26 protein-coding genes and 1 tRNA gene are annotated in these 24612 nt (G+C 65.9%); 12 read left to right on the top strand and 15 right to left on the bottom strand.

Translation table 11 applies throughout. From position 1 onward, the window contains the following. Positions 1 to 79: 79 nt before the first annotated feature. Positions 80 to 1195 (top strand): phosphate ABC transporter substrate-binding protein PstS, encoded by a 1116-nt coding sequence (pstS, locus tag AC5RVB_RS01785; RefSeq protein WP_227928216.1) that lies wholly within the window; start codon positions 80 to 82, stop codon positions 1193 to 1195. Between the two features lie 123 nt (positions 1196 to 1318). Further along, the gene (locus AC5RVB_RS01780; protein ID WP_227903022.1) at positions 1319 to 1519 is read left to right on the top strand and encodes a hypothetical protein; all 201 of its coding nucleotides are present in this window, start codon (positions 1319 to 1321) and stop codon (positions 1517 to 1519) included. A gap of 20 nt (positions 1520 to 1539) precedes the next feature. Here the strand turns inward: AC5RVB_RS01780 and AC5RVB_RS01775 are convergent, their stop codons facing one another. Continuing rightward, complete coding sequence (locus AC5RVB_RS01775; RefSeq protein WP_227928218.1) at positions 1540 to 2271, bottom strand: GAF and ANTAR domain-containing protein; 732 nt, start codon at positions 2269 to 2271, stop codon at positions 1540 to 1542. Between the two features lie 61 nt (positions 2272 to 2332). Continuing rightward, a complete protein-coding gene (locus AC5RVB_RS01770; RefSeq protein WP_227903020.1) occupies positions 2333 to 3283 on the bottom strand; it encodes a lantibiotic dehydratase C-terminal domain-containing protein in 951 nt (316 codons plus the stop codon). Positions 3284 to 3745: 462 nt separating this feature from the next. Here AC5RVB_RS01770 and AC5RVB_RS01765 point away from each other — a divergent pair, with 462 nt between their 5' ends. The 3 genes from AC5RVB_RS01765 to AC5RVB_RS01755 all read left to right on the top strand — a co-directional run bounded on the left by AC5RVB_RS01765 (position 3746) and on the right by AC5RVB_RS01755 (position 6163). Beyond that, a complete protein-coding gene (locus tag AC5RVB_RS01765) occupies positions 3746 to 4891 on the top strand; it encodes a zinc-dependent alcohol dehydrogenase (protein ID WP_227903019.1) in 1146 nt (381 codons plus the stop codon). Between the two features lie 15 nt (positions 4892 to 4906). Next, complete coding sequence (locus AC5RVB_RS01760; RefSeq protein WP_227903018.1) at positions 4907 to 5482, top strand: hypothetical protein; 576 nt, start codon at positions 4907 to 4909, stop codon at positions 5480 to 5482. Positions 5483 to 5572: 90 nt separating this feature from the next. Next, complete coding sequence (locus tag AC5RVB_RS01755) at positions 5573 to 6163, top strand: DnaJ family domain-containing protein (protein WP_494141795.1); 591 nt, start codon at positions 5573 to 5575, stop codon at positions 6161 to 6163. 3 nt (positions 6164 to 6166) lie between these two features. Here the strand turns inward: AC5RVB_RS01755 and AC5RVB_RS01750 are convergent, their stop codons facing one another. The 4 genes from AC5RVB_RS01750 to AC5RVB_RS01735 all read right to left on the bottom strand — a co-directional run bounded on the left by AC5RVB_RS01750 (position 6167) and on the right by AC5RVB_RS01735 (position 10485). Next, positions 6167 to 7207, bottom strand: coding sequence for a hemolysin family protein (locus AC5RVB_RS01750; protein ID WP_290243564.1), 1041 nt, complete (start codon positions 7205 to 7207; stop codon positions 6167 to 6169). Next, complete coding sequence (locus AC5RVB_RS01745; protein ID WP_227903015.1) at positions 7200 to 8561, bottom strand: hemolysin family protein; 1362 nt, start codon at positions 8559 to 8561, stop codon at positions 7200 to 7202. The genes AC5RVB_RS01750 and AC5RVB_RS01745 overlap by 8 nt, the downstream gene beginning before the upstream one ends. A gap of 551 nt (positions 8562 to 9112) precedes the next feature. Then, the gene (locus tag AC5RVB_RS01740) at positions 9113 to 9625 is read right to left on the bottom strand and encodes a CarD family transcriptional regulator (protein ID WP_494141794.1); all 513 of its coding nucleotides are present in this window, start codon (positions 9623 to 9625) and stop codon (positions 9113 to 9115) included. 281 nt (positions 9626 to 9906) lie between these two features. Next, on the bottom strand, positions 9907 to 10485 hold the full coding sequence (locus AC5RVB_RS01735; protein ID WP_290243569.1) for a TetR/AcrR family transcriptional regulator: 579 nt from the start codon (positions 10483 to 10485) through the stop codon (positions 9907 to 9909). A 50-nt stretch (positions 10486 to 10535) separates the two neighbouring features. Here AC5RVB_RS01735 and AC5RVB_RS01730 point away from each other — a divergent pair, with 50 nt between their 5' ends. Further along, positions 10536 to 11699, top strand: a complete 1164-nt coding sequence (locus tag AC5RVB_RS01730; protein WP_494141793.1) for an MFS transporter — start codon at positions 10536 to 10538, stop codon at positions 11697 to 11699. On the opposite strand, the gene AC5RVB_RS01725 is transcribed toward AC5RVB_RS01730, so the two are convergent. Both AC5RVB_RS01725 and AC5RVB_RS01720 read right to left on the bottom strand, forming a co-directional pair. After that, entirely contained in the window at positions 11696 to 12535 is an 840-nt protein-coding gene (locus tag AC5RVB_RS01725) for a formate/nitrite transporter family protein (protein ID WP_227903011.1), read from the bottom strand. The genes AC5RVB_RS01730 and AC5RVB_RS01725 overlap by 4 nt on opposite strands. 110 nt (positions 12536 to 12645) lie before the next feature. After that, a complete protein-coding gene (locus AC5RVB_RS01720; RefSeq protein ID WP_494141792.1) occupies positions 12646 to 13173 on the bottom strand; it encodes a GNAT family N-acetyltransferase in 528 nt (175 codons plus the stop codon). Positions 13174 to 13305: 132 nt separating this feature from the next. Here AC5RVB_RS01720 and AC5RVB_RS01715 point away from each other — a divergent pair, with 132 nt between their 5' ends. The 3 genes from AC5RVB_RS01715 to AC5RVB_RS01705 all read left to right on the top strand — a co-directional run bounded on the left by AC5RVB_RS01715 (position 13306) and on the right by AC5RVB_RS01705 (position 15754). Further along, a complete protein-coding gene (locus tag AC5RVB_RS01715) occupies positions 13306 to 14121 on the top strand; it encodes a DUF1295 domain-containing protein (RefSeq protein ID WP_227928228.1) in 816 nt (271 codons plus the stop codon). Positions 14122 to 14218: 97 nt separating this feature from the next. Beyond that, positions 14219 to 14953, top strand: a complete 735-nt coding sequence (locus tag AC5RVB_RS01710; protein ID WP_494141791.1) for a glucose 1-dehydrogenase — start codon at positions 14219 to 14221, stop codon at positions 14951 to 14953. 99 nt (positions 14954 to 15052) lie between these two features. Further along, positions 15053 to 15754, top strand: coding sequence for a TetR/AcrR family transcriptional regulator (locus AC5RVB_RS01705; protein ID WP_227903007.1), 702 nt, complete (start codon positions 15053 to 15055; stop codon positions 15752 to 15754). Here AC5RVB_RS01705 and AC5RVB_RS01700 read toward each other — a convergent pair. The 6 genes from AC5RVB_RS01700 to AC5RVB_RS01675 all read right to left on the bottom strand — a co-directional run bounded on the left by AC5RVB_RS01700 (position 15751) and on the right by AC5RVB_RS01675 (position 21675). Next, complete coding sequence (locus tag AC5RVB_RS01700; RefSeq protein ID WP_227903006.1) at positions 15751 to 16908, bottom strand: alpha-hydroxy-acid oxidizing protein; 1158 nt, start codon at positions 16906 to 16908, stop codon at positions 15751 to 15753. The two genes, AC5RVB_RS01705 and AC5RVB_RS01700, sit on opposite strands and share 4 nt — an antisense overlap. A gap of 59 nt (positions 16909 to 16967) precedes the next feature. Beyond that, positions 16968 to 17615, bottom strand: a complete 648-nt coding sequence (locus AC5RVB_RS01695) for a GNAT family N-acetyltransferase (protein ID WP_494141790.1) — start codon at positions 17613 to 17615, stop codon at positions 16968 to 16970. A gap of 51 nt (positions 17616 to 17666) precedes the next feature. Next, the gene (locus AC5RVB_RS01690) at positions 17667 to 19751 is read right to left on the bottom strand and encodes a xanthine dehydrogenase family protein molybdopterin-binding subunit (protein ID WP_494141789.1); all 2085 of its coding nucleotides are present in this window, start codon (positions 19749 to 19751) and stop codon (positions 17667 to 17669) included. After that, the gene (locus tag AC5RVB_RS01685; protein ID WP_227903003.1) at positions 19748 to 20827 is read right to left on the bottom strand and encodes an FAD binding domain-containing protein; all 1080 of its coding nucleotides are present in this window, start codon (positions 20825 to 20827) and stop codon (positions 19748 to 19750) included. The genes AC5RVB_RS01690 and AC5RVB_RS01685 overlap by 4 nt, the downstream gene beginning before the upstream one ends. Further along, positions 20824 to 21444 (bottom strand): (2Fe-2S)-binding protein, encoded by a 621-nt coding sequence (locus AC5RVB_RS01680; RefSeq protein WP_227903002.1) that lies wholly within the window; start codon positions 21442 to 21444, stop codon positions 20824 to 20826. The genes AC5RVB_RS01685 and AC5RVB_RS01680 overlap by 4 nt, the downstream gene beginning before the upstream one ends. Positions 21445 to 21598: 154 nt before the next feature. Then, positions 21599 to 21675 (bottom strand) — tRNA-Met (locus tag AC5RVB_RS01675). Positions 21676 to 21767: 92 nt separating this feature from the next. On the opposite strand from AC5RVB_RS01675, the gene AC5RVB_RS01670 reads away from it, so the two are divergent. After that, positions 21768 to 22649 (top strand): alanyl-tRNA editing protein, encoded by an 882-nt coding sequence (locus tag AC5RVB_RS01670; protein WP_494141788.1) that lies wholly within the window; start codon positions 21768 to 21770, stop codon positions 22647 to 22649. Positions 22650 to 22652: 3 nt separating this feature from the next. Here AC5RVB_RS01670 and AC5RVB_RS01665 read toward each other — a convergent pair whose 3' ends face one another. Next, positions 22653 to 23126: a VOC family protein gene (locus AC5RVB_RS01665; protein ID WP_494141787.1), complete on the bottom strand. Its 474-nt coding sequence runs from the start codon at positions 23124 to 23126 to the stop codon at positions 22653 to 22655. 367 nt (positions 23127 to 23493) lie between these two features. Here AC5RVB_RS01665 and soxR point away from each other — a divergent pair, with 367 nt between their 5' ends. Both soxR and AC5RVB_RS01655 read left to right on the top strand, forming a co-directional pair. Next, the gene (gene soxR, locus AC5RVB_RS01660) at positions 23494 to 23982 is read left to right on the top strand and encodes a redox-sensitive transcriptional activator SoxR (protein WP_227902999.1); all 489 of its coding nucleotides are present in this window, start codon (positions 23494 to 23496) and stop codon (positions 23980 to 23982) included. Positions 23983 to 24110: 128 nt separating this feature from the next. Beyond that, entirely contained in the window at positions 24111 to 24596 is a 486-nt protein-coding gene (locus tag AC5RVB_RS01655; RefSeq protein ID WP_290243594.1) for a nucleoside deaminase, read from the top strand. Positions 24597 to 24612: the final 16 nt, after the last annotated feature.

Genomic DNA, 24612 nt, shown 5'->3' with positions numbered 1-24612 from the left:
CCTTGAATGAGCGGCCGTTGTACCGGCCCTCACCCCACCGGCGTTGGACGCCGCTGCCGCTTTCCCGGAAGGAAACCCATTGCGCCCAATCCGCCCCGCCCGTTCCCTGGCCATGGTGGTGCTGGCATCCCTTGCCCTCACCGCCTGCGGATCCGACTATCCTCTTGGCGACGCCCAGCGCGAGGCCGCCGAAAACAGCAACTCGACCCTCAGCGGTGTGCTGTCCGGGGCCGGATCAAGTGCCCAGGGTCCCGCCATGGACGCGTGGATCGCCGGGTTCGGGACGCTGCATCCGAAGGTGCAGCTGCAGTACTCTCCGGACGGATCGGGTGCCGGGCGCAGCGCGCTGCTGGCCGGCGCCGTGGATTTCGCCGGGTCGGATGCGTACCTGCAGGAAGAGGAAATGGCTGCTGCCCGGGAAGTCTGCGGACCGGAGGGCGCACTGGACATCCCGGCCTACATTTCACCGATTGCCGTGGCGTTTAATCTGCCAGGCTTCGAATCGCTGAATCTGGACGCTGCGACCATTGCGGCCATTTTCCGCGGCAGCATTGAAACCTGGGATGATCCGGCCATTGCTGCCCTGAATCCCGGGGTCGCGTTGCCATCCACCCGCGTCACCCCCGTGAGCCGCGCCGATGACTCGGGCACCACGGAAAACTTCACTGAGTACCTGCACGAGGTGGCACCGGACGCATGGCCCGATGCGCCGTCGGGAACCTGGCCGGGAGGCCTCGAAGGTGAGAACGCACAGGGTAACTCCGGTGTAGTCAGCACCGTCACGCGGACCGAAGGCGCCGTGACCTACGCCGATGATTCGGTGATCGACGAATCCATGGGCACCGCCAACCTGCTGGTCGGGGAGGAATTCGTCCCGATCAGCGCCGAAGCGGCGAGCACCGCCGTCGAACAGTCCACCCGGGTACCGGGGCGCAGCGAGCACGATATTGCGCTGCACCTGGACCGGAAGACCACCGAACCCGGTGCCTACCCGCTGGTCCTGGTCTCCTACCAGATCTACTGCAGCTCCTACGACGACGCCGCCCTGGTGGAACGCGTCAAGGCCTTCGGGGAGTACGTGGTCAGCGAGGCCGGACAGGCCGCCTCCGCCGATGCCGCGAAGAGCGCACCGATCCCGCCGGCACTTGCCGAAGATACCCTCGCCGCAGTGAAATCCATTACCGTGCGCGACTAGGCGTACTGCAATCGAGGCGGTCTGCAGTTAGCTGTATCTTCCGTCGCCGCTCTTTGGGCGCACTCTTGCGCCGCCTGCACACCGGTGTCACCGTGGATTTACGCGACGCTGAAGGGGGCTGCTGTGGAACCTATCCGAATCGAACGATGGTGGCCGTACCTGGACGGTTCGGCCAAGGATTGGCTGAGGCACAACCTGCGCCAGGACGGTCTGCCGCCCAGGGTGCAGGACCGGATTGCGGAGGCCGGCGGGCCGGTCATGGATCCCATTCTGAACGAACCCGACTGGGCCTTCATCGAGTTGGACTCCCAGACTGTCGAGTGATCGAACCTCCGTGAACGCGACTAGTTAACGAAATGCGTTTCCACGGACTCCGAGGTAATCGAGCCCACCACACGCTCCGCGAGGTCCCGCAGCTTCACGTTCCGGTTGCTGGAGGCCCGCCGCAGGATCTCGAAGGCCGCGTCCTGGCTGCACTTGTTTTGCGCCATAACAATGCCCACGGCAAGGTCGATGGTGGTTCGAGCCTCCATGGCCGCCCGCAGGTGCTCTGCCGTGTTCTTGTGCCGGGCAATCTCCACGGCCAGCTGCAGTGCTGAGCTGGCCTCACCGGCAAAGGCTTCCGCCGCCGCGATCCGCTCTTCGGTGAAGTACTCCGCTTCAGGGGCATAGAGATTTAGCCCCGCCCCGCCGTCGTTTCCAAGAACCAGGGGTACGCCGAGGATGGAATGGAAACCGCGGTCGCGAATGACATCCGCGTATTCCGGCCAGCGGGGGTCGGTGCTCACATCCTGGATCAGCACCGTTTTTCCCGTTCGCGCCGCACGCAGGCACGGGCCGTCGCCGTAACCGTACTGGACCTCATCCAGCACCCTGGCGGCGTCACTGCTGCTGGCGACCGTGGCGCCCTGCTTATTGCGGAGCAGGGTCACGCCCACCAGGATGTCTGCGTCCGTACTGAAAAGCTCGGCGGCACGGGCCGCAAACGCCTCCAGGAAGTACTCCATCGATTCGGTCTCGAGGATTAACGCCTGCAGTTCGGCTGCGACCGAATGCTGCTGCGGGGCAAGTTTCATGATGCGAGTCTATCGCCGACGCCGCCGTTCCCGCTGGTTCGGCGGCGCCGGCCGGACGGGCTTAAAGCGAGTCTGTGAGCTCCGCTTCCTTCTCCCGGCTCCACGTCCTGGCGTAGACCCCGATCAGGGCTTCCTGCCGGAGCGTGAACCCGAGCCGGTTGAGCAATCCGTGCGCCTGGTAGACGGTGAGGTGCTGTGCGCTGCGGCTCGCCCCTGCCTTGTCCGCCCGGTACAAATAGGTGTCTATGGCCCGCAGCCAGCGCCGTCGCCAGTTTGCTACCGCCGACTCGGAGGCGGTGGCCATCATCAGGCGGTGGACCGGCATCAGCTGGGCCTGTGCCTGTGCGCCGGTGGCTTTCTGCACGCCGGCCGCCCGGGGATCCGAGGCGGTGCAGCTGTGCAGGTGGCTGTCCCAGTAGTATTCCCAGGACACCCGGCGCCGGTCCGGCCAGGTGGAGGCGCGCGGCCCCTTCATCATCGCGTAGGCGGAATCGAAGAGCAGCAGCGAGGCCAGCGCGGACCGGTTTTGTGCCTTGGGAAACCGGGCTGTTGCCCACAGGCACAAATCAGAGGAAAGCTCGAAGACCTCTTCCGCGAGGCTCAGGCCTTCCACGCCGCCATACCGCGCCAGGTCGGCTTCGACCCAGGGCAGCAGCGGATCGGTTCCCACAGTGCGGTCCAGGACCGGGTCGCTGAACTCATGCCCCACCGGCATGCTGCGCACCGGGTCCCCGGACTGGTCCTGCAGCGCCCCCAGCAGGGGTTTAAGCCTGTCCAGGGTTTCCGACGGGGCGAGGACCCTGAGCCGCACCTGGGCGTTCGCGGGCTGCATTCGCCGGGTATAGAACCATCGCTGGGCCCCCCATCTGCGAGCCTGTGCAACAAGCGGGGTGACCAATTCCCCGATAATGCGGTCCGCCAGCTCAAAACCGCCGGCCTCTACGGACAGGTTCCACCACACCGGATGCGGGGCGGAACGGAACGGGGTGCGAAGTGTGGTTGGCTGGCTCATAGCCATCCTTTCGTGCTGTCTGTGCGGGATAACTCGTGATTCCACTCAGGACTGCTCATGCTGGACCACCCCGTCCGGAATGCCCTTTTTCAGGGCGTCCCGGGTAGGAAGTCTTCCCCAGTCAAACGGCCGTGTCCACCGTCCCCGGAACCTGTTCGGAAAGGTTGTCGGAAGACCTCGCCATCCTGCCGAAGTGGAGTACTATCCCTTGGCATTCGGCCCGTCCCGGGAGGGTTCCCTTGGAGGGGATCCAGGCCTGCTGCGGCACTTCCGCAATGGTCCGGGCAGTGCCATAATCGGCGCCGATTGCGCCGCTGATCGGCGCACCCGCCGGACCTGCAACATTTGCAAAGTTACTAAGTCTGCTTATGGTTAAGGGACTTGGGGTGAGGGCCTCGCCGGGCAGTGTCGTCCGGGGGCCCCGCCCGGACCCGGAATCCGCGGAGACGAGGAGGCAGGCCTGTGCGAGCGATGGTGTACCGAGGACCCTACAAGGTGCGGGTTGAGGAAAAGGACCGCCCGCCCATAGAGCATCCCAACGATGCCATCATCCGGGTCACCCTGGCTGCGATCTGCGGCTCCGACCTGCACCTGTACCACGGGCTGATGCCGGACACCCGGATCGGGCACACCTTCGGCCACGAATTCATTGGAGTGGTGGAAGAGGTAGGCCCCTCGGTACAGAACCTGAAGGTCGGGGACCGGGTGATGGTTCCCGCCAACATTTACTGCGGTTCCTGTTACTTCTGCGCCCGCGGAATGTACTCGAACTGCCACAACGTGAACCCGAACGCCACCGCCGTCGGGAGCCTGTACGGGTATTCGCACACCACCGGCGGGTACGACGGCGGCCAGGCCGAGTACGTGCGCGTGCCGTTTGCCGACGTCGGGCCCTCCGTGATCCCTGACTGGATGGACGAGGAAGACGCACTGATGTGCACCGATGCCCTGGCGACGGGATACTTTGGCGCGCAGCTCGGAGACATTGTCGAGGGCGACACCGTGGTGGTCTTTGGAGCGGGCCCAGTGGGCCTGTACGCCGCCAAGTCGGCCTGGCTGATGGGTGCCGGGCGGGTCATCGTGATAGACCACCTGGATTACCGGCTCGAAAAGGCGCGCACCTTCGCACACGCGGAAACCTACAACTTCACCGAGCATCAGGACATCGTGGTGCACATGAAGCAGATCACCGACCATCTCGGTGCCGACGTAGCCATCGACGCGGTGGGGGCGGAAGCTGACGGTAATTTCCTGCAGCACGTCACCGGGGCCAAGCTCAAGCTGCAGGGCGGGTCCCCGGTGGCCCTGAACTGGGCTATCGACTCGGTACGCAAGGCGGGGACTGTCTCGGTGATGGGCGCCTACGGGCCCATGTTCAGTGCCGTGAAGTTCGGCGACGCAATGAATAAGGGCCTGACCCTGAATATGAACCAGGCTCCGATGAAGCGGCAGTGGCCGCGGCTCTTTGAACATATCCGTGCCGGGTACCTGAAGCCCAGTGAAATCATCACGCACCGGATCCCCCTGGAACACATCGCGGAGGGCTATCACATGTTCTCGGCGAAGCTGGATAACTGCATCAAGCCCGTCATTGTCCCCGGATCCTAAAGAAAGGACACAGTCATGGCCTACACACCGCAGAAGCCCGCCCTGACGCCGAGCAGTGAGGAGCTGCGTGCACGGATCCCGGGATGGGGCGCGGACCTGGACCCGAAGGACCGGCCCGCAGTGCCCAAACTGCAGTTCGATCCGACGCTCAGCGGCGCCCACTGGGAGTTTCCGGAACGCCAGGAGGAAAAGTACCCGCGGGAACGGTCCATGGAGCACAAGTTCCTCACTCCCGTTTTCGGCACCTCCTGTCCGCCGAAGGGATTATCAGGCGTCATGCGGCGCTATGCCTACAGCCGTTACAGCGAAGCCCGCGCTGCGCACTGGCTGATCCTGCTGGCGGCGGACCGGGTGGATGCGGTGGAAAGCCACCTGGCATCCTTCGTGAGCCTGCGTCCGGACAATCCGGTCACCGAGACAGGGGTGCTCAGCGAATTCTCCCGGCACGGGTACGCGTCCCGCGCCGGCAGGAAACGGGCGGACACCAATCACCAGTGGATTGATCCCCTCCTGGTGGGCGGCCCGTGGCTGCTTGCCGGTGCGGGCCTGGCCACGGCCATTGGCGCAGCGGCCCGGCGGCTGCGGAAGTAAAAACCGTGAGTGCGTTGCAGGCCGCCGCAGGCGGTGGGAATACTGGTGGAGTCGGATGCGAAAGCAAGGCAGGTAAGGCGGTGGCCGGGCATGGACGGCAGCGGAGTGGAGCAGTATCGGCGCCGGATGGAACGGGCAGCCCGGCTCAGGGCGGCCGCGGCTGGCGGGGAACTCGACGCTGAAGATGCCAGGGCCGTGGCGGCGGAGGAAGAGCTGCAGCACAAGCGCCGCCAGTTCGACGACGCCGCGCGGGCGGATTACCTTGTCCGTGATGCGATGGCCCGCGGCGAGTTCGACAACCTGAAGTATGCCGGCAAACCGATTCCCGGACTGGGTGACGCCCACGATCCGGACTGGTGGATCAAGGGCCTGCTCCAGCGGGAAAACGTCACCGGCCTGGGTCCCAGGGCCATCCTGTTGCGTACCGAGGACGCGGAACTGGATGCCAGATTGGACACCCGGTGGAGCGAGAGTCAGGTTCGCGAAATCCTCGAGGACTTCAATGCCCGGGTGATCGACGCCCGCCGCCAGCTTGAGGGCGGCCCTCCGGTCACCACCCCCACCCGGGACGTGGAACTGGAGCTGCAGCGCTGGCGGGAACGGAAAGCGGCGGCGCAAAGCACAGCCGCCGCCGCCCCGGAAGAGGAGCGGCGGCGGCCATGGTGGAGACGGAAGCGCTAGGCCCTAGACGGTAGTGGCGTCCTGGACTTCGCCCACCAGCTCTTCGATGATGTCCTCGAGGAACAGCACGCCGGTGGTATTGCCTTCGGCATCGAAGACCCGTGCCACGTGGGCGCCGGTGCGGCGCATGGTGGCCAGTGCATCCTCCAGTTCGCTTTCGCGGTAGGCCGAGGCCAGGCGGCGGATGCGCTTGGCCGGCACGGATGCGGTGAACTCATCCGGGGAAGTCAGGTCCATAACGTCCTTCAGGTGCAGGTAACCGTCGGGATCCCCGGCCTCGTTGGTCAGGATGTACCGCGAGTAGCCATGGATATCCACGGCCTGCTGCAGGTCCGCCGGCGAGGCGGTTTCCGGCAACAGCACCATCCGGGCAATGGGAACCTCGACGTCGGCCACTCTCTTCTCGGTGAATTCGAAAGCGGCCGTCAGTGTTCCGCTGCGGTCGGTCAGTACACCCTCACGGGTGGACTGCTCAACAATGGTGGCCACTTCGTCCAGGGTGTACGCGCTGGTCGCCTCGTCCTTGGGTTCCACCTTGAACAGGCGCAGTACGCCGTTCGCTATCCCGTTCAGGGACCAGATCACCGGACGGACAATACGGGAAACCAGCACCAGGGGCGGTGCAAGCAGCAGGGCGGCGCGGGTGGGCACCGAGAAGGAAATATTCTTCGGCACCATTTCGCCCACCACCACGTGAAGGAAGGTCACCAGCAACAGGGCCACGATAAAGGCAATAACACCAATGGCGTCCGGAGACAGCGGCGTCAGTGCCAGTGGTATCTCGAGCAGGTGGTGGATGGCCGGCTCCGAGACATTCAGGATGACCAGCGAGCAGACAGTAATACCCAGCTGGGCCGTGGCCAGCATCAGCGTGGCGTGTTCCATGGCCCACAGTGTGGTTTTCGCAGCCTTGCTTCCGGCTTCCGCCTTCGGCTCAATCTGTGACCGCCGGGCCGAGATGACCGCGAATTCAGCGCCGACAAAAAACGCGTTGACCGCCAGCAGCACTACGAGCCAGATGATTCCGGGCAGGTATTCACTCATGGGTCAGTTCCTTGGTCAGAGAGTCAACAATGCGGTCATGGGCGCTCTTCGGAGCTTCCGAGGTGCCGGAAGGTGTGAACCGGAGGCGTTCAATGTGGTTGCGGACCACACGCTCCACCCGGAGCGTGCCGCCGTTGATCTCCACCTCGTCGCCCAGTTCCGGAATGCGGTCCAGCTCGTCGGTGACAAACCCGGCAATGGTGTCATATTCCTCGCCGTCCGGAACGGTTACGCCCGTGCGGTCCAGGAGTTCGTCGGGCCGCAGTGCGGCGTCGAAGGTGATGGCGCGGCCTGTGCGGACCACACCCACCCGGGCGCGGTCATGCTCGTCCTCCAGCTCGCCCACAATCTCTTCCACGAGGTCTTCGAGGGTGACGATGCCCGCTGTGCCGCCGTGCTCGTCGGAGACAATGGCCACCTGCAGGCCCTGGGCGCGCAGCAGTCCCAGCAGGGTATCCACGCCCATGGACTCGGGCACGTGCAGCGGTTCAACCATCAGCTCGGCAGCGGTTACTGAGCCGCGGGAGGCCAAAGGCACTGCAAAGGCCTGCTTGACGTGCAGGACACCCAGGATGTCATCGGAATCCCGGCCGATCACAGGGAACCGGGAATAGCCGGTGGAGGTGGCCAGGGCCACCACCTGTTCGGAAGTATCCGCCTCATGGACGGTCTTCATCCGCACACGGGGCGTCATAACGTCTGCGGCCGAATGGTCAGCGAACCGCAGGGTGCGGTTCAGGAGGACCGCGTGGTCCAGATCCAGCAGGCCTTCCAGTGCGGAGCGGCGTACGAGGGAACTGAGTTCCTCTGCGCTGCGGGCACCGGAAAGCTCTTCCTTGGGCTCAATGCCGAAGGACCGGATGATCGCGTTGGCCGTGTTGTTGAACAGCAGAATGACGGGTTTGAACACGGTGGTGAACACCGACTGGAAGGGAACCACCAGTTTGGCGGTGGCCAGGGGGAGGGCCAGGGCAAAGTTCTTCGGAACCAGTTCACCGATGATCATGGAGAAGATGGTTGCCAGGAAGATGCCGATCACCGCGCCGACGCCCGGCACTACTGCCTCGGGAACGCCCAGGGCGGTAAGCGGGGAACTCAGCATTGAGCTGATCGCGGGTTCAAAGGTGTAGCCGGTCAGCAGCGTGGTTAGCGTAATGCCGAGCTGGGCACTGGAAAGATGCGTGGACGTGATCTTCAGTGCGTTGATCGTGGGGTTCAGCCGCTTCTCACCACGGTCACGCCGGGCTTCAAGCTCCGTGCGGTCCAGGTTGACGAGTGAAAACTCGGAGGCGACGAACAGTCCGGTGCCGACGGTGAGGAGCAAGCCTACGCCGACCATGAGCCATTCATACATGGGGCTGCCCCTCTCTCGTGATAGCCGGTGCAGCCGGAGTAAACACGGACTGCACGTCGGTCAGGACGGGGAGGGGCAAGGGTTTATGTGAGGGAGGGTCATCCATAGTCCAAGAGATAATACATGATCTCCCTGAAGTGGATTCCAAGGATTCTCCCAGCCTGAAACGGCCGGCCTGTTGCCCGGACGGATTAGCGTCTGCCGTGCCCATAGGTGGGTTCACGGTTAGTGGACCCGGCGACCCGGTGCTGCCGCACCAGGCAGAACGGATCATACATTTCAATGCCCAGCCGGCCCGTTCCGGGCACAGGCTGGTAAAAGCAGGTGCAGGGGAAGTTCACGGGCGCCTTTCCGGGCCCAGGCATCAAGGCCCTCGAAGTTCTCTTTGATCCGTTGGACGGTGCCTGCCCCGGGGGCGGGAACCGTCCTATATACCGTGATACAACGCAGGGCTGCCCGGTTTCAAAACGGTGCACCGGGGCCGAAACGGGCCTGCCGGGACCCCCGGATTCCCTGCGCCGCTGCGGTCGGCAGGGAACCCGGCGGCGGGGTCAGCTGCTGGCCAGCTCCGGTTCCCCGGCAGCCTCCATAAGGACCGCGTCCAGGAGTTCACCTGCCTCTTCCGCCGTGGCCTGGCGGGCCAGGGCAAGTTCGGAAACCAGCAGCTGCCGGGCTTTGAGGAGCATCCGTTTTTCGCCGGTGGACAGCGGATGGGTCCGTTCGCGGGACCACAGGTCGCGGACAACTTCGGCAATCAGGTGGAGCTCGCCGGTGCTCATCTTGCCCTCATTGGCTTTGAACCTGCGGGACCAGTTGTCCGGTTCGAGGCCGGCCGGGCCGCGCAGCACGGAGAACACGGCCTGAACGCCGTCGTCGTTAATGACGCTGCGCACCCCCACGTCCTCGGCGTTGTCCGCGGGGAGCTTGATGGTCAGCTCCGTGGCGTGCACGCGGAAGGTAAGGGTTTCCCGTTCAACCCCCTTGATGGTCATGGGGGAGATATCTGTGACTGTGACGGCGCCGTGGTGCGGATATACCAGGGTCTGGCCGACGGTGAAATTCAAAATGACGTCCCTCTGTTCAGGTAGGCATGCTTCGGAAGCGGGGCTCCCAAAGACCGCACTGACCTGCACCGGCCGCTCACACACGGCCGTGGCAGCTTGGACCGCGGGCAATAGAGAAGGAGTCAAGTCCCAGGCGCGGGGTGTGTGGATAGTGCCTGGCGCCGGTACTAACCGCCGCCAGCGGTTCCGCAGTCCCACGCTGTGCCGTCAGCATATCCTCCCGGGGCAAGTGCTCCCGGCTCCGCCACGGCGTGCGGTCCGTGAACGGGGCCGGAGAGTCCCTATGCTTCGGCCCGCAGGAGCGCCCGGGCCGCTGCACGGGCGCTGACAATCGGGTCCGCCGGCAGGCCGCGCAGCAGGCTGGCCAGAACGCCGTTGTAGATCAGCAGCAGGGCTGAGGCAGTGGCAGCAGGCTGCCGGCAGCCAGCCGCCCGGGCCAGTTCCCCGAGCCGTTCACTGACCAGCCGGCTGTCCGTCTCCAGCAGTGCCTGCACCGGGTCGGATGCCCCCACGGCCGGGATGGGACGCTCGGATGCGGTGGCAAGGAAGCAACACCACTGGGTGGGACCGGATGCCGCGCGGAAGGTCTCAACCGCATCGAAAACCGCCAGCAGGCGGTCGGCGGGCGACGGGGCAGCGGCTATGGCGGCATCCCAGTGTCCCGTCCAGTCGCTGAGCCTGCGCGCGAGGACTTCGCGGAGGAGGTTGTCCTTGGACTTGAAGTGTTTATAGAGGGTCACCACCGAGACGCCGGCGTCGGCCGCCACGGAGTCCACCCCCGAAACGGCAATGCCGTTCTGGAAAAACAGCTTTTCCGCCGAGTCGAGCAGCCGGGTTTGGGTGTCCTGCGGGGATGCCATGCCTATAGTTTAACGTTCGTTACAGTGAAACGATCGTTAAGCAGGTGCCCATGAGCCAGACACGCCTCAGCTCCGCCGCAGGCCCGGGGATCGCTGTTGCCGGCATGCTGCTCATCGCCGCCACGTACGGGATGGCCCGGTTTGGGGTGGGTCTGTTTGCCCCCGCGCTGGCGGCCGTCCGTCCGGAGCTGGTCGGTGCCCTGGGTTGGGGCGCAGCGGCGCAGTTCACGTCCTATTCCCTGGCGGCGTTTGCCGCCGCCCGGCTCGTGGATCGGCACCCGCGTACCGGACTGCTGCTGGCCGGGGCCACGGCAACGGCTGGCTGTATCGGGGTGGCCGTGGCAACAGAACCGCTGATGTTCGTGCTGGCCGTCCTGATCGGTGGCATGGGCGGCGGCTTTGCCTCCCCGGCCCTGGTGCCGGTCATTGACGCGGTGACGGACCCGGGATCCGCGGGCACGGCACAGTCCGTTGCCAATGCCGGGACCGCGGTGGGAGTCATCGGAGCCGGCGGCATAGCCTTCGCGGCGCCCTCGGTCGGTTTCGCCTGGCTGCTCATGGCGTTGATCTGTGCCGCGGCCGCAGCTGCTGCCTGGTACCCCGTCCGCCATCCGGCCGCACTCTCCGGCGCCCGTCGCCCAGCCGCCCGGTCCCCGGATGCTGCTTCCTGGAAGCTTCTGGGTATTCCCAGTGCTGCTGCGGTGGTTGTCGGTGCCGGCTCCGCCCTTGCGTGGACCTTCGGTCCGCTGCTGGTCAGCCAGGGTGGAGCGGTGGCCGGGGGGCAAGTGGGGTGGCTCTGGATCGTGCTCGGGGCCGGCGGCCTGTTTGGCACGCTGACCGGGAAGCTGGTGAACCGCATTGGCCTCCGGGCGGGATGGGTCCTCTGCGCCGGGTCTCTGGCCGTGGCGACAGCCGCCGTCGGATTATCCGCCGTAACGGGCAATCCCTGGGCCGCCTATGCCGGGCTGGCCGTCTTCGGCGCCGGATACATGGGTATGTCGGCCGTGCTCATCCTATGGGCACGGTCCGTCTGGCCGTACCATGCCGGGGCGGGCACTTCCATGCTCTTTATTGCCCTGGCTACCGGGCAGGCTGCCGGATCGGCGGGCTTCGGCGTGGCACTGGACCTCTGGGGTCCGGCGCTCCCGGCGGCTCTGGCTGCCGCCCTGTGTGCCGCCGGTGGCCTGGCCGGCCTGGCCCGTCGGAGTCCCTAGGCATCCTTGCGGGCGGCGTCCGGGTCATCAGGTGCCTCCCTGCGCCGCTGGGCCACCAGTTCCTTGGTGCGCAGCAGACGCAGCGCCGTCACCAGGACCAGGCCGCCGATCATGTTGAACAGCAGGGTGTATCCGAACCACCCCAGCCATTGCAGGTAACTGATCCCGGCGCCGGACTGGATGGCGCCGAACACGAGCAGGGAATCCAGGATTGAGTGGAACAGTTGCAGGCCGGCGAGGAGGAACCCGCCGATTACCGTAGCCACGATCTTGGCCGGGTCAGAGGTGGTGCCCTGCTGCATACGGCTCATGAGGGTGATGGTGCTGCCGCCCAGAATGGCCAGGGCAACAGTCTGGAGGGAAAACGGTGCGTCGGTGAAGTGCCGTGCCGATTCCGCCACCGTTGGCTCCCATTGCGGAAACGCCTGCATGACAATCCACATAAAGACCCAGCCGCCAGCGAGGTTGGCCACCAGGGTTCCGCCCCACAGTTTGCCCAACTGCTTAACGCTGCCTTCTTTGGCGGCAACTGCGGCAACGGGCATAAGGAAGTTCTCGGTGAAGAGCTCACTGTGGGCAAGGAACAGGGCGATCAACCCGACGCTGAAGGCAATGCCGGCCAGCAGGTGGTCGCCCGTTTCATGCATAACCGCCAAGTAGGCCATCACACCGAGTCCCACTTCGAGGCCGCCGAAAAAGCCGGTGATCAGAATGGTGCGAACCGTCCGGTGCAGCCGTTCCCCGCCTTCGGTGATCGTATTCTCAAATGATTCGTGCAGTTCGTCTTCAACGGGTGCATCGGACTGGCCGATTTCCCTGCGGCGTTCCTCGCTCATGGCGTCCCCTTCGGCGCTGCTTGATGGTGTGACGAGTAACCATAAGAACCATAAGCCTGCTGACCATCAGGGGTAGGCAGGTTGCCATCCTGCCGCAGGAAAACGCCCGGTTAGGGCAACTCGATCCAGTACCGCCGGGCACCTTCCCGTGAGTCCTCATACACGCCGCCGTTTTTCTCGATGATCGTCCGGGAGCCGGTGTTGTCCTCGGCGCAGGTGACGAGCACCCGCTCGATTCCCAGCCCGCGGGCAACCGGCAGGGCATCATGCAGGGCACGGACGGCGTGTCCCTGCCGGCGGGCCGAGGGCCGCACGCTGTAACCGATGTGCCCGCCCTGTTCGAACAGGAAGTCGTTCAGGGTGTGCCGGATGGCCAGGGACCCGAGGAATTCATCCTCTTCGACCAGCCAAAGATATGTGCAGGGCACAAACTCAGGCGGTCGGGGCGTCTCCGGCAGCCGCTCCGCCACCAGCCCGTCGACAAAACCGGGGAAATCCGCGGCTATTTCCGTGCGGATCCGCTCGAGCGGGTTCCCGCCGTACACGCCGGAACCGTCCATGTGCTCGCCGCCGAACTCTTCGGCGGCGGCAAGCCAGCTTTCACGGAAACGGGCATGCGGGGTGATCAGGGTGGCCATCCGGACATAGTATGCCTGCGCAGGCGACGGGCCCTTTATTTGCCGGCTGTGTGGCACGGGGTCCGCCCCGTGTGTCCCGGCTTCGGGCCGGAGGGCTCCCGCTTGGAAACAGGCGTCCGTATCCTGACAAGAATGGACCCGGTTCGCACCTGCTTCTGGATTTTCCTTGCCACTGCCGCCGGAACGTGGGTTTTTTCGCTCCTGACGCGGGAGTACTCATGGACCGACCGGATCTGGTCAGTGACCCCGGTGGTTTATCTCTGGGTCTTTGCCGCCGCATCCGGGGGCGAGCCGCGGATAGTGCTGATGGCGGTCCTTGTGTCGCTGTGGGGTGCCCGGCTGACGTTCAATTTCGCCCGGAAGGGCGGGTACCGGCCAGGCGGGGAGGATTACCGGTGGGGGATACTGCAGCAGCGGCTGCGGCCCTGGCAGTTCCAGCTCTTCAACCTCGGGTTCATTAGCGTGTACCAGAACGCCATTATCTGGCTGATCACCCTGCCGGTGCTTACCGTGTACCAACACCCGGGCCCGCTGACCCCGGGGGACTGGCTGCTGGCGGTACTGTTCCTTGCGGCCCTGGCCGGAGAGACGCTGGCGGATCAGGAGCAGTGGAACTTTCAACAGTGGAAAAAGGCCCAGCGCGCTGCCGGGCGAACCCCGGCGCCGGGGTTTGTCCACACGGGGCTGTTCCGGTTCTCGCGGCATCCGAACTTTTTCTTCGAGCAGGTCCAGTGGTGGCTCTTCTACGGGTTTGCCATCACGGCATCCGGCGCGTGGCTGCACTGGACCCTGGCCGGACCGGTGCTCCTGACGCTGTTGTTTATCGGTTCCACTGTTTTTACCGAGAGCATCTCCCGGAGCAGGTATCCGGATTACCGCCGGTATGAACAGCACACCTCCCCGATCATCCCGCTGCCGCCGCGCCGGCAACAGGAGCAGCCCCTCTGATAAATGTTCGCCGCGTCACATTTCCGTGTTTTCGGAATGCCGAGTTCTTCTACATGTGTTGAATAGGGCAGGATGTAATCACAACGAAGGGAACGTAATGGGACGCGTAAGCGGCAAAGTGGCACTGATCAGCGGAGGCGCACGGGGCATGGGTGCCTCGCATGCCCGCCTGCTGGTCGAAGAAGGTGCCATGGTCGTTATTGGCGACATTCTCGACGACGACGGCCGGCAGACCGCCGCGGAGCTGGGCGACAACGCCCGTTACGTCCACCTGGATGTGACCAAGGAAGAAGACTGGGAAGCTGCGGTGCGGACCGCCGTCACCGAATTCGGCGGCCTGGACGTGCTGGTCAACAATGCGGGCATCGCGAACTTCGGGCACATCGAGGATTACAGCGTTGAGCAGTGGAATGCGATTGTAAACATCAACCTCAACGGCGTCTTCCTGGGTATCCAGTCAGCGATTCCGGCACTGAAGGAATCCAAGGGCGGCTCGATCATCAACATCTCCTCCACCGCCGGCCTGCTGGGCTTCGTGGAACTGCCGGGCTACACCGCCACCAAGTACGCGGTGCGCGGCCTGAGCAAGTCCGTGGCCCTGGATCTGGGCAAGTACGGCATCCGCGTGAACTCGGTGCACCCGGGCGTCATCAAGACGCCGATGACCGAGGGCATGGAGAACCCCATGAACCACGTCGCCCTGCACCGCATGGGTGAGGCGGAGGAAGTGTCCCGGATGGTCCTCTTCCTCGCGAGCGACGATTCCAGCTTCTCCACCGGAGCCGAGTTCGTTGTTGACGGCGGCGAAACCGCAGGCCTGGCCAACCACTAAGGCCCCTGCGCATACAAGCTTGCGGCGTCCCCCTGCGCCGCGGCATGAAAGGACTCCGCTTCGGCGGGGTCCTTTCGTGTATCTGCGAAGATTAGGTTTATGTCTGCACCGGAAGAGCCCAAGCCGCCCCGGCGCCCCTCTCCGGAGGAACCCCGGACTGCCCGGACCCGGGAAGCCCTCGAAGCAGGACTATGGGAGCTCCTGCGTGAGCATGAACTGGCGGAAATCAGCGTCTCCGCGCTCTGCAAAGTGGCCGGAGTGCACCGGACCACCTTCTACGGGCATCACCGGAACATTTTCGACTTCGCAGCCTCCGTCTACGCCGGACTCGTGGACCGGCTGGGCACCGTGGACCTGGACCAGCGGGGGACCGGCCGCACCGTCGCCGAAATCGGCGAACTCTACGTTGAATCCATCCGGCAGATCCTGCAGCACACCAAGGACGAACAGCGGGTGTACCGGGCCCTGTTCCACACCGAAGCGTTCCTCGGCGTCCTGGTCGAAAACCTGCGGATGCGCTTTGTGCTGGCCATGGACGTGTGGCAGGCACACGGAGTGCTTCCGGACCTTGATCCGGAGGCTACCGCCGGGTACCTGGGCGGCGCTTACGCGTCCTGGTTCGAGCAGTGGGTCATCAGTGACGACGACGACGTCGAAGCCTGGCTCGGTTCGCTGCGGAACCTTCTTCCCGTTTGGTGGCCAAGGGAAGGTTTTCCGCCCGCACCCCAACCGGTCCCCGGGCGCGGGTCCCGCGCGGCGGGGGCCCGAAGCCCGGAAGCCCTAGAGCCCGGACAGCCTTAGAGCCGGTGCAGGGCTCCCCGCAGCGAGGCCAGGTCCGGATAGCCGTTGACCGCCATGGTCAGGTCCGCCTCGGCAAGCAGGCTGCGCATCACATGGGACACCCCGGCCTGCCCGCCCACGGCCAGCCCGTACACGTAGGGCCGTCCGATCCCCACCGCGGTCGCCCCGAGGGCCAGTGCCCGCAGCGCGTCCACGCCGGAACGCACTCCTGAATCGAAAAGCACCGGCGCGCCGTCGGCCGCCTCCACCACGCCGGGCAGGCAATCGATCGCGGGAATCCCGCCGTTGGCCTGCCGGCCGCCGTGGTTGGAGCAGTAGATCCCGTCCATCCCGCCGTCCAGGGCGCGCCGGGTGTCATCGGGGGAGCAGATGCCCTTGAGCAGGATGGGCAGGCTGGTCAGGGACCGGAACCAGGCCAGGTCCTCCCAGGTCATCGTGGGATTCCCGAACAGTGAGGCCCAGAGCATCACCACGGCAGCCGGGTCGGTGGAGCCCTGCTCGGCCAGCAGCTTCCGGAAACGGTCATCGGTCAGGTAATTGGCCAGGCATTGCCCGGAGAGCATGGGCAGGTAGGCGGCGCTGAGGTCCCGAGGGCGCCAGCCGTTCACCCAGGTATCCAGGGTGATGACTATGCCCGTGTAACCGGCCGCTTCGGCGCGGTGCACCAGGGATTCCGTCAGTTCACGGTCCGCCGGCGGGTAGAGCTGGAAAAACCCGGGCGTCCCGCCGGCCGCTGCGCGGACCTGCTCCAACGGGGCGGAGGCCAGCGTGGACGCCACCATCGGTACGCCCAGCTCCGACGACGACGCCGCGGTGGCCAGGTCGCCGTCGTCCGCCACTGCGCCCAGCACGCCCACGGGGGCGAAGAAGAGGGGCGACGGCATCCGGTGGCCAAACAGGTCGATTCCCAGATCGCGCTGTGCCGCACCGACCAGCATTCTCGGCATGATGCCCAACCGGTCAAAGGCAGCGACATTGGCCCGCTGGGTGTGTTCGTTGCCGGCGCCGCCGGCCACGTACCCCAGGACCCGGGGGTCCATCACGGTTTGCGCCAACTCCTCCGTGGCGGCAAAGCCCATCGGCAGTTCAGGGACCACGCCTTGGGCTCCGTTCATGTAAATGCCCAGCTGGTAATCCCCGAAGTTCGCGCCCACGTTGGTCCCCGTTCCTTCCTGTTCCCGGCGCCGTCGCCGGGATACCTGTGGGCGAAATGCTACTCCCGGGTCATCTTCGCTGCGCCGCGACCCGCTGGGGCCGCGAACCCCGCCACCCTGTGTTCGAGGAGTGCCCGGACCTGTGGCCACTCCTCCGAGAGGACCGAGTACACCGCTGTATCCCGCCAGCTGCCGTCCGCCCGGCGCCTGTCCCGGCGGCGGATGCCCTCAAAAACCGCGCCGATGCCGAGGATCGCGGCCCGGGACCGTTCGTTGCGGGAATCCGCCTGGATGGTGATCCGGCCGATCCCGGAGGCGAACGCATGGCCCAGCAGCAGGAGCTTGGTCTCTGCGTTCACGGCGGTACCCCAGACCGAGGGGGCATACGCAGTCCAGCCCAGCTGGGCCGATTCGGTTCCCGGGTCCAGATCCGCCAGGCTGCTGGTGCCCACGATGGCGCCATCGCTGTTCCCGCCGATCCGGCGGACCGCAAACGGCAGTTCGTTCCACCGGTAGTACGTCCGCGCCCACTCGGTGAACCCGAAAAGGTCCTCCCGGAGCCCCGCGGGTCCGCCACCGTAGCCGCCCGCAAATACCTCGGGGACGGCGATGGCCCGGTGCAGTTCCGGCAGCAGGTCAGCGGTGAGCGGTTCAAGCCGGACCCACCGGCCGGTCAGGACGGCGGGAAGAGGGCGCACGGCGGTCATGGCGCCAGTTTTGCACATCCGGAACCGTCCGCCCCGTGCTGGAACGCTTCGTTACGCCAGGAACTTGTCCGGGGTCAGTGGCAGGTCCCGCACCCGGATACCCGAGGCGTTGTAGGCAGCATTGGCAATGGCTGCGGCACTGCCCACAATTCCGATTTCCCCGATGCCGCGGGCGCCCAGCGGCCCCGCGTGCTCGTCCCGGTCCTCAATCCACACGGCATCCATGTCCAGCACATCCGCATTGGTGGGGACATGGTATTCGGCCAGATCGTGGTTGACGAAGATCCCGAACCGCGGATCCAGGACACTCTGCTCGTGCAGGGCCATGCCCAGGCCCATGGTCATTCCGCCAAGGAACTGGGAACGGGCGGTCCGCGGGTTGATGATCCGCCCTGCGGAAAAGACCCCGAGCATCCGGGCCACCCGGATCTCCCCGGTATCGGCAGAGATATGCACCTCGGCGAAGTGTGCACCGAAGGAGTAGAGGGCGAAGTTGTGCGCTTCGGCGTCTTCGGGTGCGTCCGCTTCGGTGGTGGCGCCGGGGGAGGGGTGTTCACCGTGGTCGGCTCGGAAGGCTTTGGCTGCAGCAATGATGGTGCCACCCCAGCTGGCCGTGCCGGAGGACCCGCCGGCCACGCTGGCCGCGGGGAACCGGGTATCGCCGATGCCGAGCCGGATCCGGTTCGCCGGAACCCGTAGCGCATCGGCGGCGATCTGTGTCAGGGACGTCCACGCACCGGTGCCAATGTCCGCGGCGCCGATCTGCACTGAGTAGATCCCGTCCTGTTCATAGCTGATCCGCGCCGTATTGGCGGGCTGGCGCATAAAGGGATACACGGCGCTGGCCGTGCCCAGGCCTACCAGCCAGCCGTCCTGCTGCACCGAGCGCGGCCGGGTGACCCGCCGGTCCCAGCCGAACCGTTCGGCGCCCAGATCGAAGCACTCCATCAGGTGCCGGCTGGACCAGGGTTTGCCGGTCTCCGGATCCGCCGCCGGTTCGTTCCGGCGGCGCAGTTCGATGGGGTCCAGCCCGGCAGCGGCGGCCAGTTCATCCATGGCCACCTCGGGACCGAACATGCCCGGGCACTCACCCGGCGCCCGCATCCAGGACGGCACCGGAATATCCAGAGGAGCCAGCCGGGTGGTGGTGCTCCGGTTGGGGGAGGCATACATCATCCGGAACGGCGCGGGCGTCTGTTCGGCGAACTCCTTGATGCGGGAGGTGTGTTCCACAATGTCCAGGGACATGGCGGTCAGCCGGCCGTCGTCGGCGGCGCCCAGCCGGATGCGCTGGATGGTGGGGGTGCGGTGGCTGGTGAGGCTGTACATCTGCTGGCGGCTGACCGGGAACTTCACCGGCCGCCCGTCGGTGCACTGTGCGGCGAGGGCCGCCATCACCACGTGTACGTGCGGCATGCCCTTGGAGCCGAACCCGCCACCCACGTGCGGGGCTATCACCCGTACCTGCTCCTGCTCCAGTCCGAGCACCTGGGCCAGGGTGCCCTTGACGGCATGCACACCCTGGGTGGAGTCCCACAGGGTCAGCACGGAGCCGTCCCACTGCGCCACGGTGGCATGGGGTTCCAGCGGATTGTTGTGCTCGGCGGGGGTGGAATAGGTCTGTTCGATCTTCAGTGCGGCAGTGTCGAAGGCCGCGTCCGCGTTCCCCTGGCTGCTGTCCGTAGGGGTGCCGGCATTCAGCTCCTCCGGGGCGTAGAGGGCGGGATCGTCGGCACGGAGCTGGGCGGCAAAAGGTTCCTCCGCATAGCTCACCCGGACCGTATCCGCTGCCTGCCGGGCAATCTCCGGCGTCTCGGCCAGGATGGCTGCCACGATCTGCCCGCGGTATCCCACCGTGGTGTCCTGCAGCACGGCCAGTTCCCGGTCCGAGGCATCCGCCAGCCGCGGCGCGGTTTCCGCGGTCAGGACGGTCAGGACACCCTCGATGGCTTCAGCATCGGCGGTGTCCACGCGTTCCACGGCCCCGCGGGCAATGGTGGAGAGCACCGGATACAGGTAAACGGGGTGGTCCACCGGCTGCTCATACGCGTACGGAGCGGTTCCGGTGACCTTGAGTTCGCCGTCGAGCCGTTCGAATGCGGTGCCGATAGCCGAAGCAGGCAGCAGGTTGCTCATGAGTCCAGTTCCTCCCAGCCGGCATCCGCGGGTCCGTCCGGACCCTCGGGGTGATCTGTTCCTTCGGCGCTCGCGTCCGGCGACGGCGAGCCGGTGAGGTCACGGAGGACCGCCACCAGCGTGTTGCGGACCATGGGGATCTTGAAGCCGTTTTCCCTCAGGGCCCGGGCGGAGAGCAGCTCGGCGTCGGCGGCGGCGCGGAAGTTCTCCTCGGTGGCGGGGGCGCCGCGCAGTACCGCTTCGGCCTGCAGTGCGCGCCAGGGTTTGTGCGCCACCCCGCCCAGGGCAATGCGTACGTCCCGGATCACCGGGGGATTAGCGCCGTCGTCCTCCAGCTCCACGGCTGCCGCTACGGAAACCAGCGCAAAGGCATAGGACGCACGGTCCCGGACCTTGCGGTAGGCGGATCGGGCCGGCGCCGGGGGGAGTTCGACGGCGGTGATGAGTTCGCCGTGCTCAAGCACGGTGTCACGTTGCGGCTCGCTGCCGGGCAGCCGGTGGAAGTCACTGACCGGGATGATCCGTTCCCCAGCCGGGCCCAGCACCACTACGGAGGCGTCCAGGGCAGCGAGGGCGACGGCCATGTCCGATGGATGGGTGGCCACGCAGTCCTCGGAGGCGCCGAGGATCGCGTGGTAGCGGGTGTACCCGTCCAGGGCGGAGCAGCCGGTACCGGGTTCGCGTTTGTTGCAGGGCGTGGTGGGGTTTTGGAAGTACACGCAGCGGGTGCGCTGGAGCAGGTTTCCGCCCGTGGTGGCGAGGTTGCGCAGCTGTCCGGATGCTCCGGCGAGCAGCGCCTGGGACAGCGCAGGGTAGCGGCGGCGGATGAACGTGTTGGCGGCCAGATCGGCGTTGCGGACGTTGGTTCCGATCCGCACCCGGCCGTCATCTTCGACCTCGACGGCGTCCAGCGGTAGCCGGCTGATATCAACGAGCATGGCGGGTTTAGCCACCCCGAGCTTCATCCGGTCCACCAGGTTGGTGCCCCCGGCCAGATAAGCGGCGTCCGGATTGCCGGAAACCAGTGCAACAGCCGACGCCGCGTTCTCGGCCCGCCGGTAATCAAAGGGGATCATGGGCGTTCCTCCGGGTGCGACGGCATGGATTCCGCTGTGGGCGAGTCCTCGACTTCCGGTTCCTCCGGATCAGCCGCACCGCCGCGCCGGGCTGCTGCTGCGACGGCGGCCTGACGCACTGCGGCCACAATGTTGGCGTACGCCCCGCAGCGGCACAGGTTTCCGCTCATGCGCTCGCGGATTTCCGCATCCGTCAGGTCGATTCCGCCCTCCGCCTGCAGATCGCCGGTGGCGGCCGAAGGGTGCCCGGCGGCGGCTTCCTCAATGATTCCGGCCGCGGAACAGACCTGGCCCGGGGTGCAGTAGCCGCACTGGAAACCGTCCTGTTCCAGGAAGGCGCGCTGGACCGGGTGCAGTTCCCCGTCCGCCGTGCCGCCCGCCAGTCCCTCCGCCGTGACAATCTCCGCGCCGTCGTGCGCCACCGCCAGCGTCAGACAGGAATTCGCACGCCGGCCGTCCAGGAGTACCGTGCAGGCGCCGCACTGGCCGTGGTCGCAACCCTTCTTGGGGCTGGTCACGCCCAGCCGGTCCCGCAGGGCGTCCAGAACGGTGGTGCGGGTGTCGACGGTGAGGGTGCGCTGGGCCCCGTCCACCTGCAGGGATATTCGGGCTTCCATGAATCAGGCCACCTCTCCATTGCCGGTTGGTCCTCGCAACTTATCGGAGGAGGCATGGAGGAAACAACTAAGCAGGCTGTCATCGGGCGTTGCCGGCAGGGTGTGAGCGCACAAAAAATCCCGATCCGGTGATCCGGATCGGGATTCTTCTACGTGGTTGCGGGGGCAAGATTTGAACTTGCGACCTCTGGGTTATGAGCCCAGCGAGCTACCGAACTGCTCCACCCCGCGGCGTGATTACGACTTTACCGCAGATCTTCCCCACAGCGTAATCCCGTGGCCCCCGTCACAGTTCCATGCTCCGGTTTCGGTAGGGTGGGCGGATGAGCCTGCCTACCGTCGATACCACTGTTACCTACCCCGCAGGTGCCGTTGCCGGCACCGGAACTGTCCTTTACACGCAGACGCTTCCGGACGGACGCCTGGCGGTACTGACCGACAGCACCCCGGTGCATCCGGTGGACGCGGGATGGCCGGACCAGGGGGCGGACCGGGCCACGCTGACCACGGCGGACGGCACCGAAGTCCCCGTGGAATACTGCGTTGTCGGCGCTACGGACGGCAGCTCGCTTTTCCTGGGCCGGGACATCCCGGTCCGAAAAGGCACAGAGGGGTGGGTCTTTACCGTGGTCCACGTCCTGCCCGCCGGGACCGTCCCGGCCGAGGGCTCCGAGGTGCGGTTCCAGGTGGATAACGGCTACCGGGCAGCCCTTTCCGCCGGGCACACTGCCTGCCACCTGGCATCCCTGGCGCTGAACAAGGCGCTGGCCGAGGCCTGGAAAAAGGACGTTCAGGCCGACGCCGCCGGCAATCCCAATTTTGATGCGCTGGCCATCGAGACGTCCACCATTTCCGAATTCGGTTCCCGGGACCTCTACCGGCTGGGTAAGTCCCTGCGCCGCAAGGGGTTCCTGCCGGATGCCCTGCTGGCCTCACCTGAGGTCGTGGAGGAGGCTGTGAACCGGACCCTGGCCGGCTGGGTGGCCTCCGGCGCCGCGGTCCGCATTGAGCGGGACTCGGAACTGCTGACCGGGATGCGCCGGTGGGTCTGCGACCTGCCCGACGGCACTGTCAGCATTCCCTGTGGCGGCACCCATTCGGATTCCCTGGCCCGGTTCTCCGGCATCCAGGTCCGGCTGAGCCTCAAAACCGCCGACGGGGCTGCTGAAATGGTGATGGAAACCTCGGGTACTCCTGCCGGGTAACCGTCAGAGTGCCTGGTTCTGCTCCTGCACAGTGGCGTTGGAGGATACCTCGAATGTCCGTTCCGGCTCCTCGACGCTGGCCGGGTCCATCCACATAGATTCCCAGACGTGACCGTCCGGGTCGGTGGCGGAACCGCTGTACATGCCGGGCATGCGTTCTTCGGCAGGAGCGTAAACAGCGCCGCCGCCCGTCTGGCAGGCAGCCAATATCCGGTCCACCTCGTCACGGCTCTCGCAGCTTATGCAGTTCAGGACTTCCTTGCCGGAGGACCCCAGATGCGGGGTGTCGCCCTGGGGCAGGAACCCCTGGTAAAAGTCCTGCTGCAGGAGCATCACCACAATGCTGTCGGAGATAACCATCGCAGCGGCGTCATCATTGCTGAACTGCGGATCCTTGGTGAAGCCAAGGCCCAGGTAGAACCTTTCGGCCGCTTTCAGGTCCGCAACCGGAAGATTCGGGAAGATCATGCGTTCCATGGCTGGTCCTTTCAAAGACGGATGGTTTTTACGTTCCCACCGCGGCGGGCCGGTGACAATGGGTAGCCGGAAGCGCTTCTCAGCGGGGCGGAAAGAACAGGTGTGCCGTCTCCGGGAGCATTGATGCCCGGGTATTTCCGGCGTTTGGGGAAGAACGCCGGGGCGCACCTGCGCTCCCCGCCGCCCCGGTAAGGTTCCAGCGGTTTTCCAGTGTTTCCCGTGCTGCCTGCCTGCGGAACATGTGCGGTCCTTTCCTCCGGGCGCCCGGATGGCAGCCCCTGCACTGAGCAAACGTGCTCAAGTGCGCTGGAGGTCAAATACGCGTCACAGTCACCGGCCGCGACGTGCGCGCTGCGACACTGAACTAGTGACTGAACCTGCCCAACCGCGCAACCTGCTCGCCATTGGTGAGGTAGCCGAACGTGCCGGCATCTCCGTGCCGGCCGTCCGCTATTACGAGGAGCGCGGACTCATCCGGTCCCAGCGCTCAAGCGCCAACCAGCGCCGCTTTCCTCGCCATGTCCTGCGCCGGCTGGCCGTTATCTCCGCCGGACAACGGATGGGCCTTTCGCTCCGGGAAGTGGGGGATGCCCTCGCCGTGCTGCCTGCGGACCGGGCGCCCACCCGGGCCGAATGGTCGGCCATGAGCGCAGACTGGTCCGCCATGGTGGCGGGAAGGATCCGCGGGTTGCAGGCACTGCAGCAGTCCCTGGACAGCTGCATCGGCTGCGGCTGCCTGTCACTGGACCGGTGCGGGATCTTCAACGCCGGGGATGAGGCCGCTGCTGAAGGCCCCGGCTCGCGGTGGGAACGCCGCGCACGGGAAATCTCCGCAGCCGGCAATGTCCCTTCGTGACGTGGCCCATATTCGTTGTGGCCGGAAAAACTGCTAACCTCGCTGCTGCGAAGGCGGGCCGGAAATGCACCGGTCATCTACCTGGCACACCTGCAACAACACTGCATCGGGAACCAAGGGAGAAGCCAATGAGCACCTCGGATATGGACAGCACCTACCTGGCCCAGGCCATTCGCCTCGCCACCGAAAACGTCGCGGCAGACGGCGGCCCGTTCGGCGCCGTCGTTGTCACTGCCGAGGGCGCCGCCTTCGAGGGCGTGAACCGGGTGACGGCCAACAACGATCCCACTGCGCACGCCGAAGTGACGGCAATCCGCAACGCCTGCGCAGCCCTGGGTACTTTCGACCTCACCGGCGCCGTCCTGTACACCAGCTGCGAACCGTGCCCCATGTGCCTGGCCTCCTCACTCTGGGCGCGGGTGGACCGGGTGGTGTTCGCCGCCGACCGGCACGACGCCGCCAGTGCGGGGTTCGACGACGCCGTGTTCTATGAGTACTTCGAAACCCCGCTGGAAGAGCGGTCCATGCAGGTCACCCAGCTTTCCGTGGACGGCACCCCGAGCATGGCGCCGTTTGATGCCTGGACCTCGGCCGCCAACCGCACCGACTATTAGGCTGCCCCACGGCACC

It is taken from the genome of Arthrobacter sp. Y3225209 (assembly GCF_059090685.1).
This window is presented reverse-complemented; position numbering and strand designations above follow the sequence as displayed.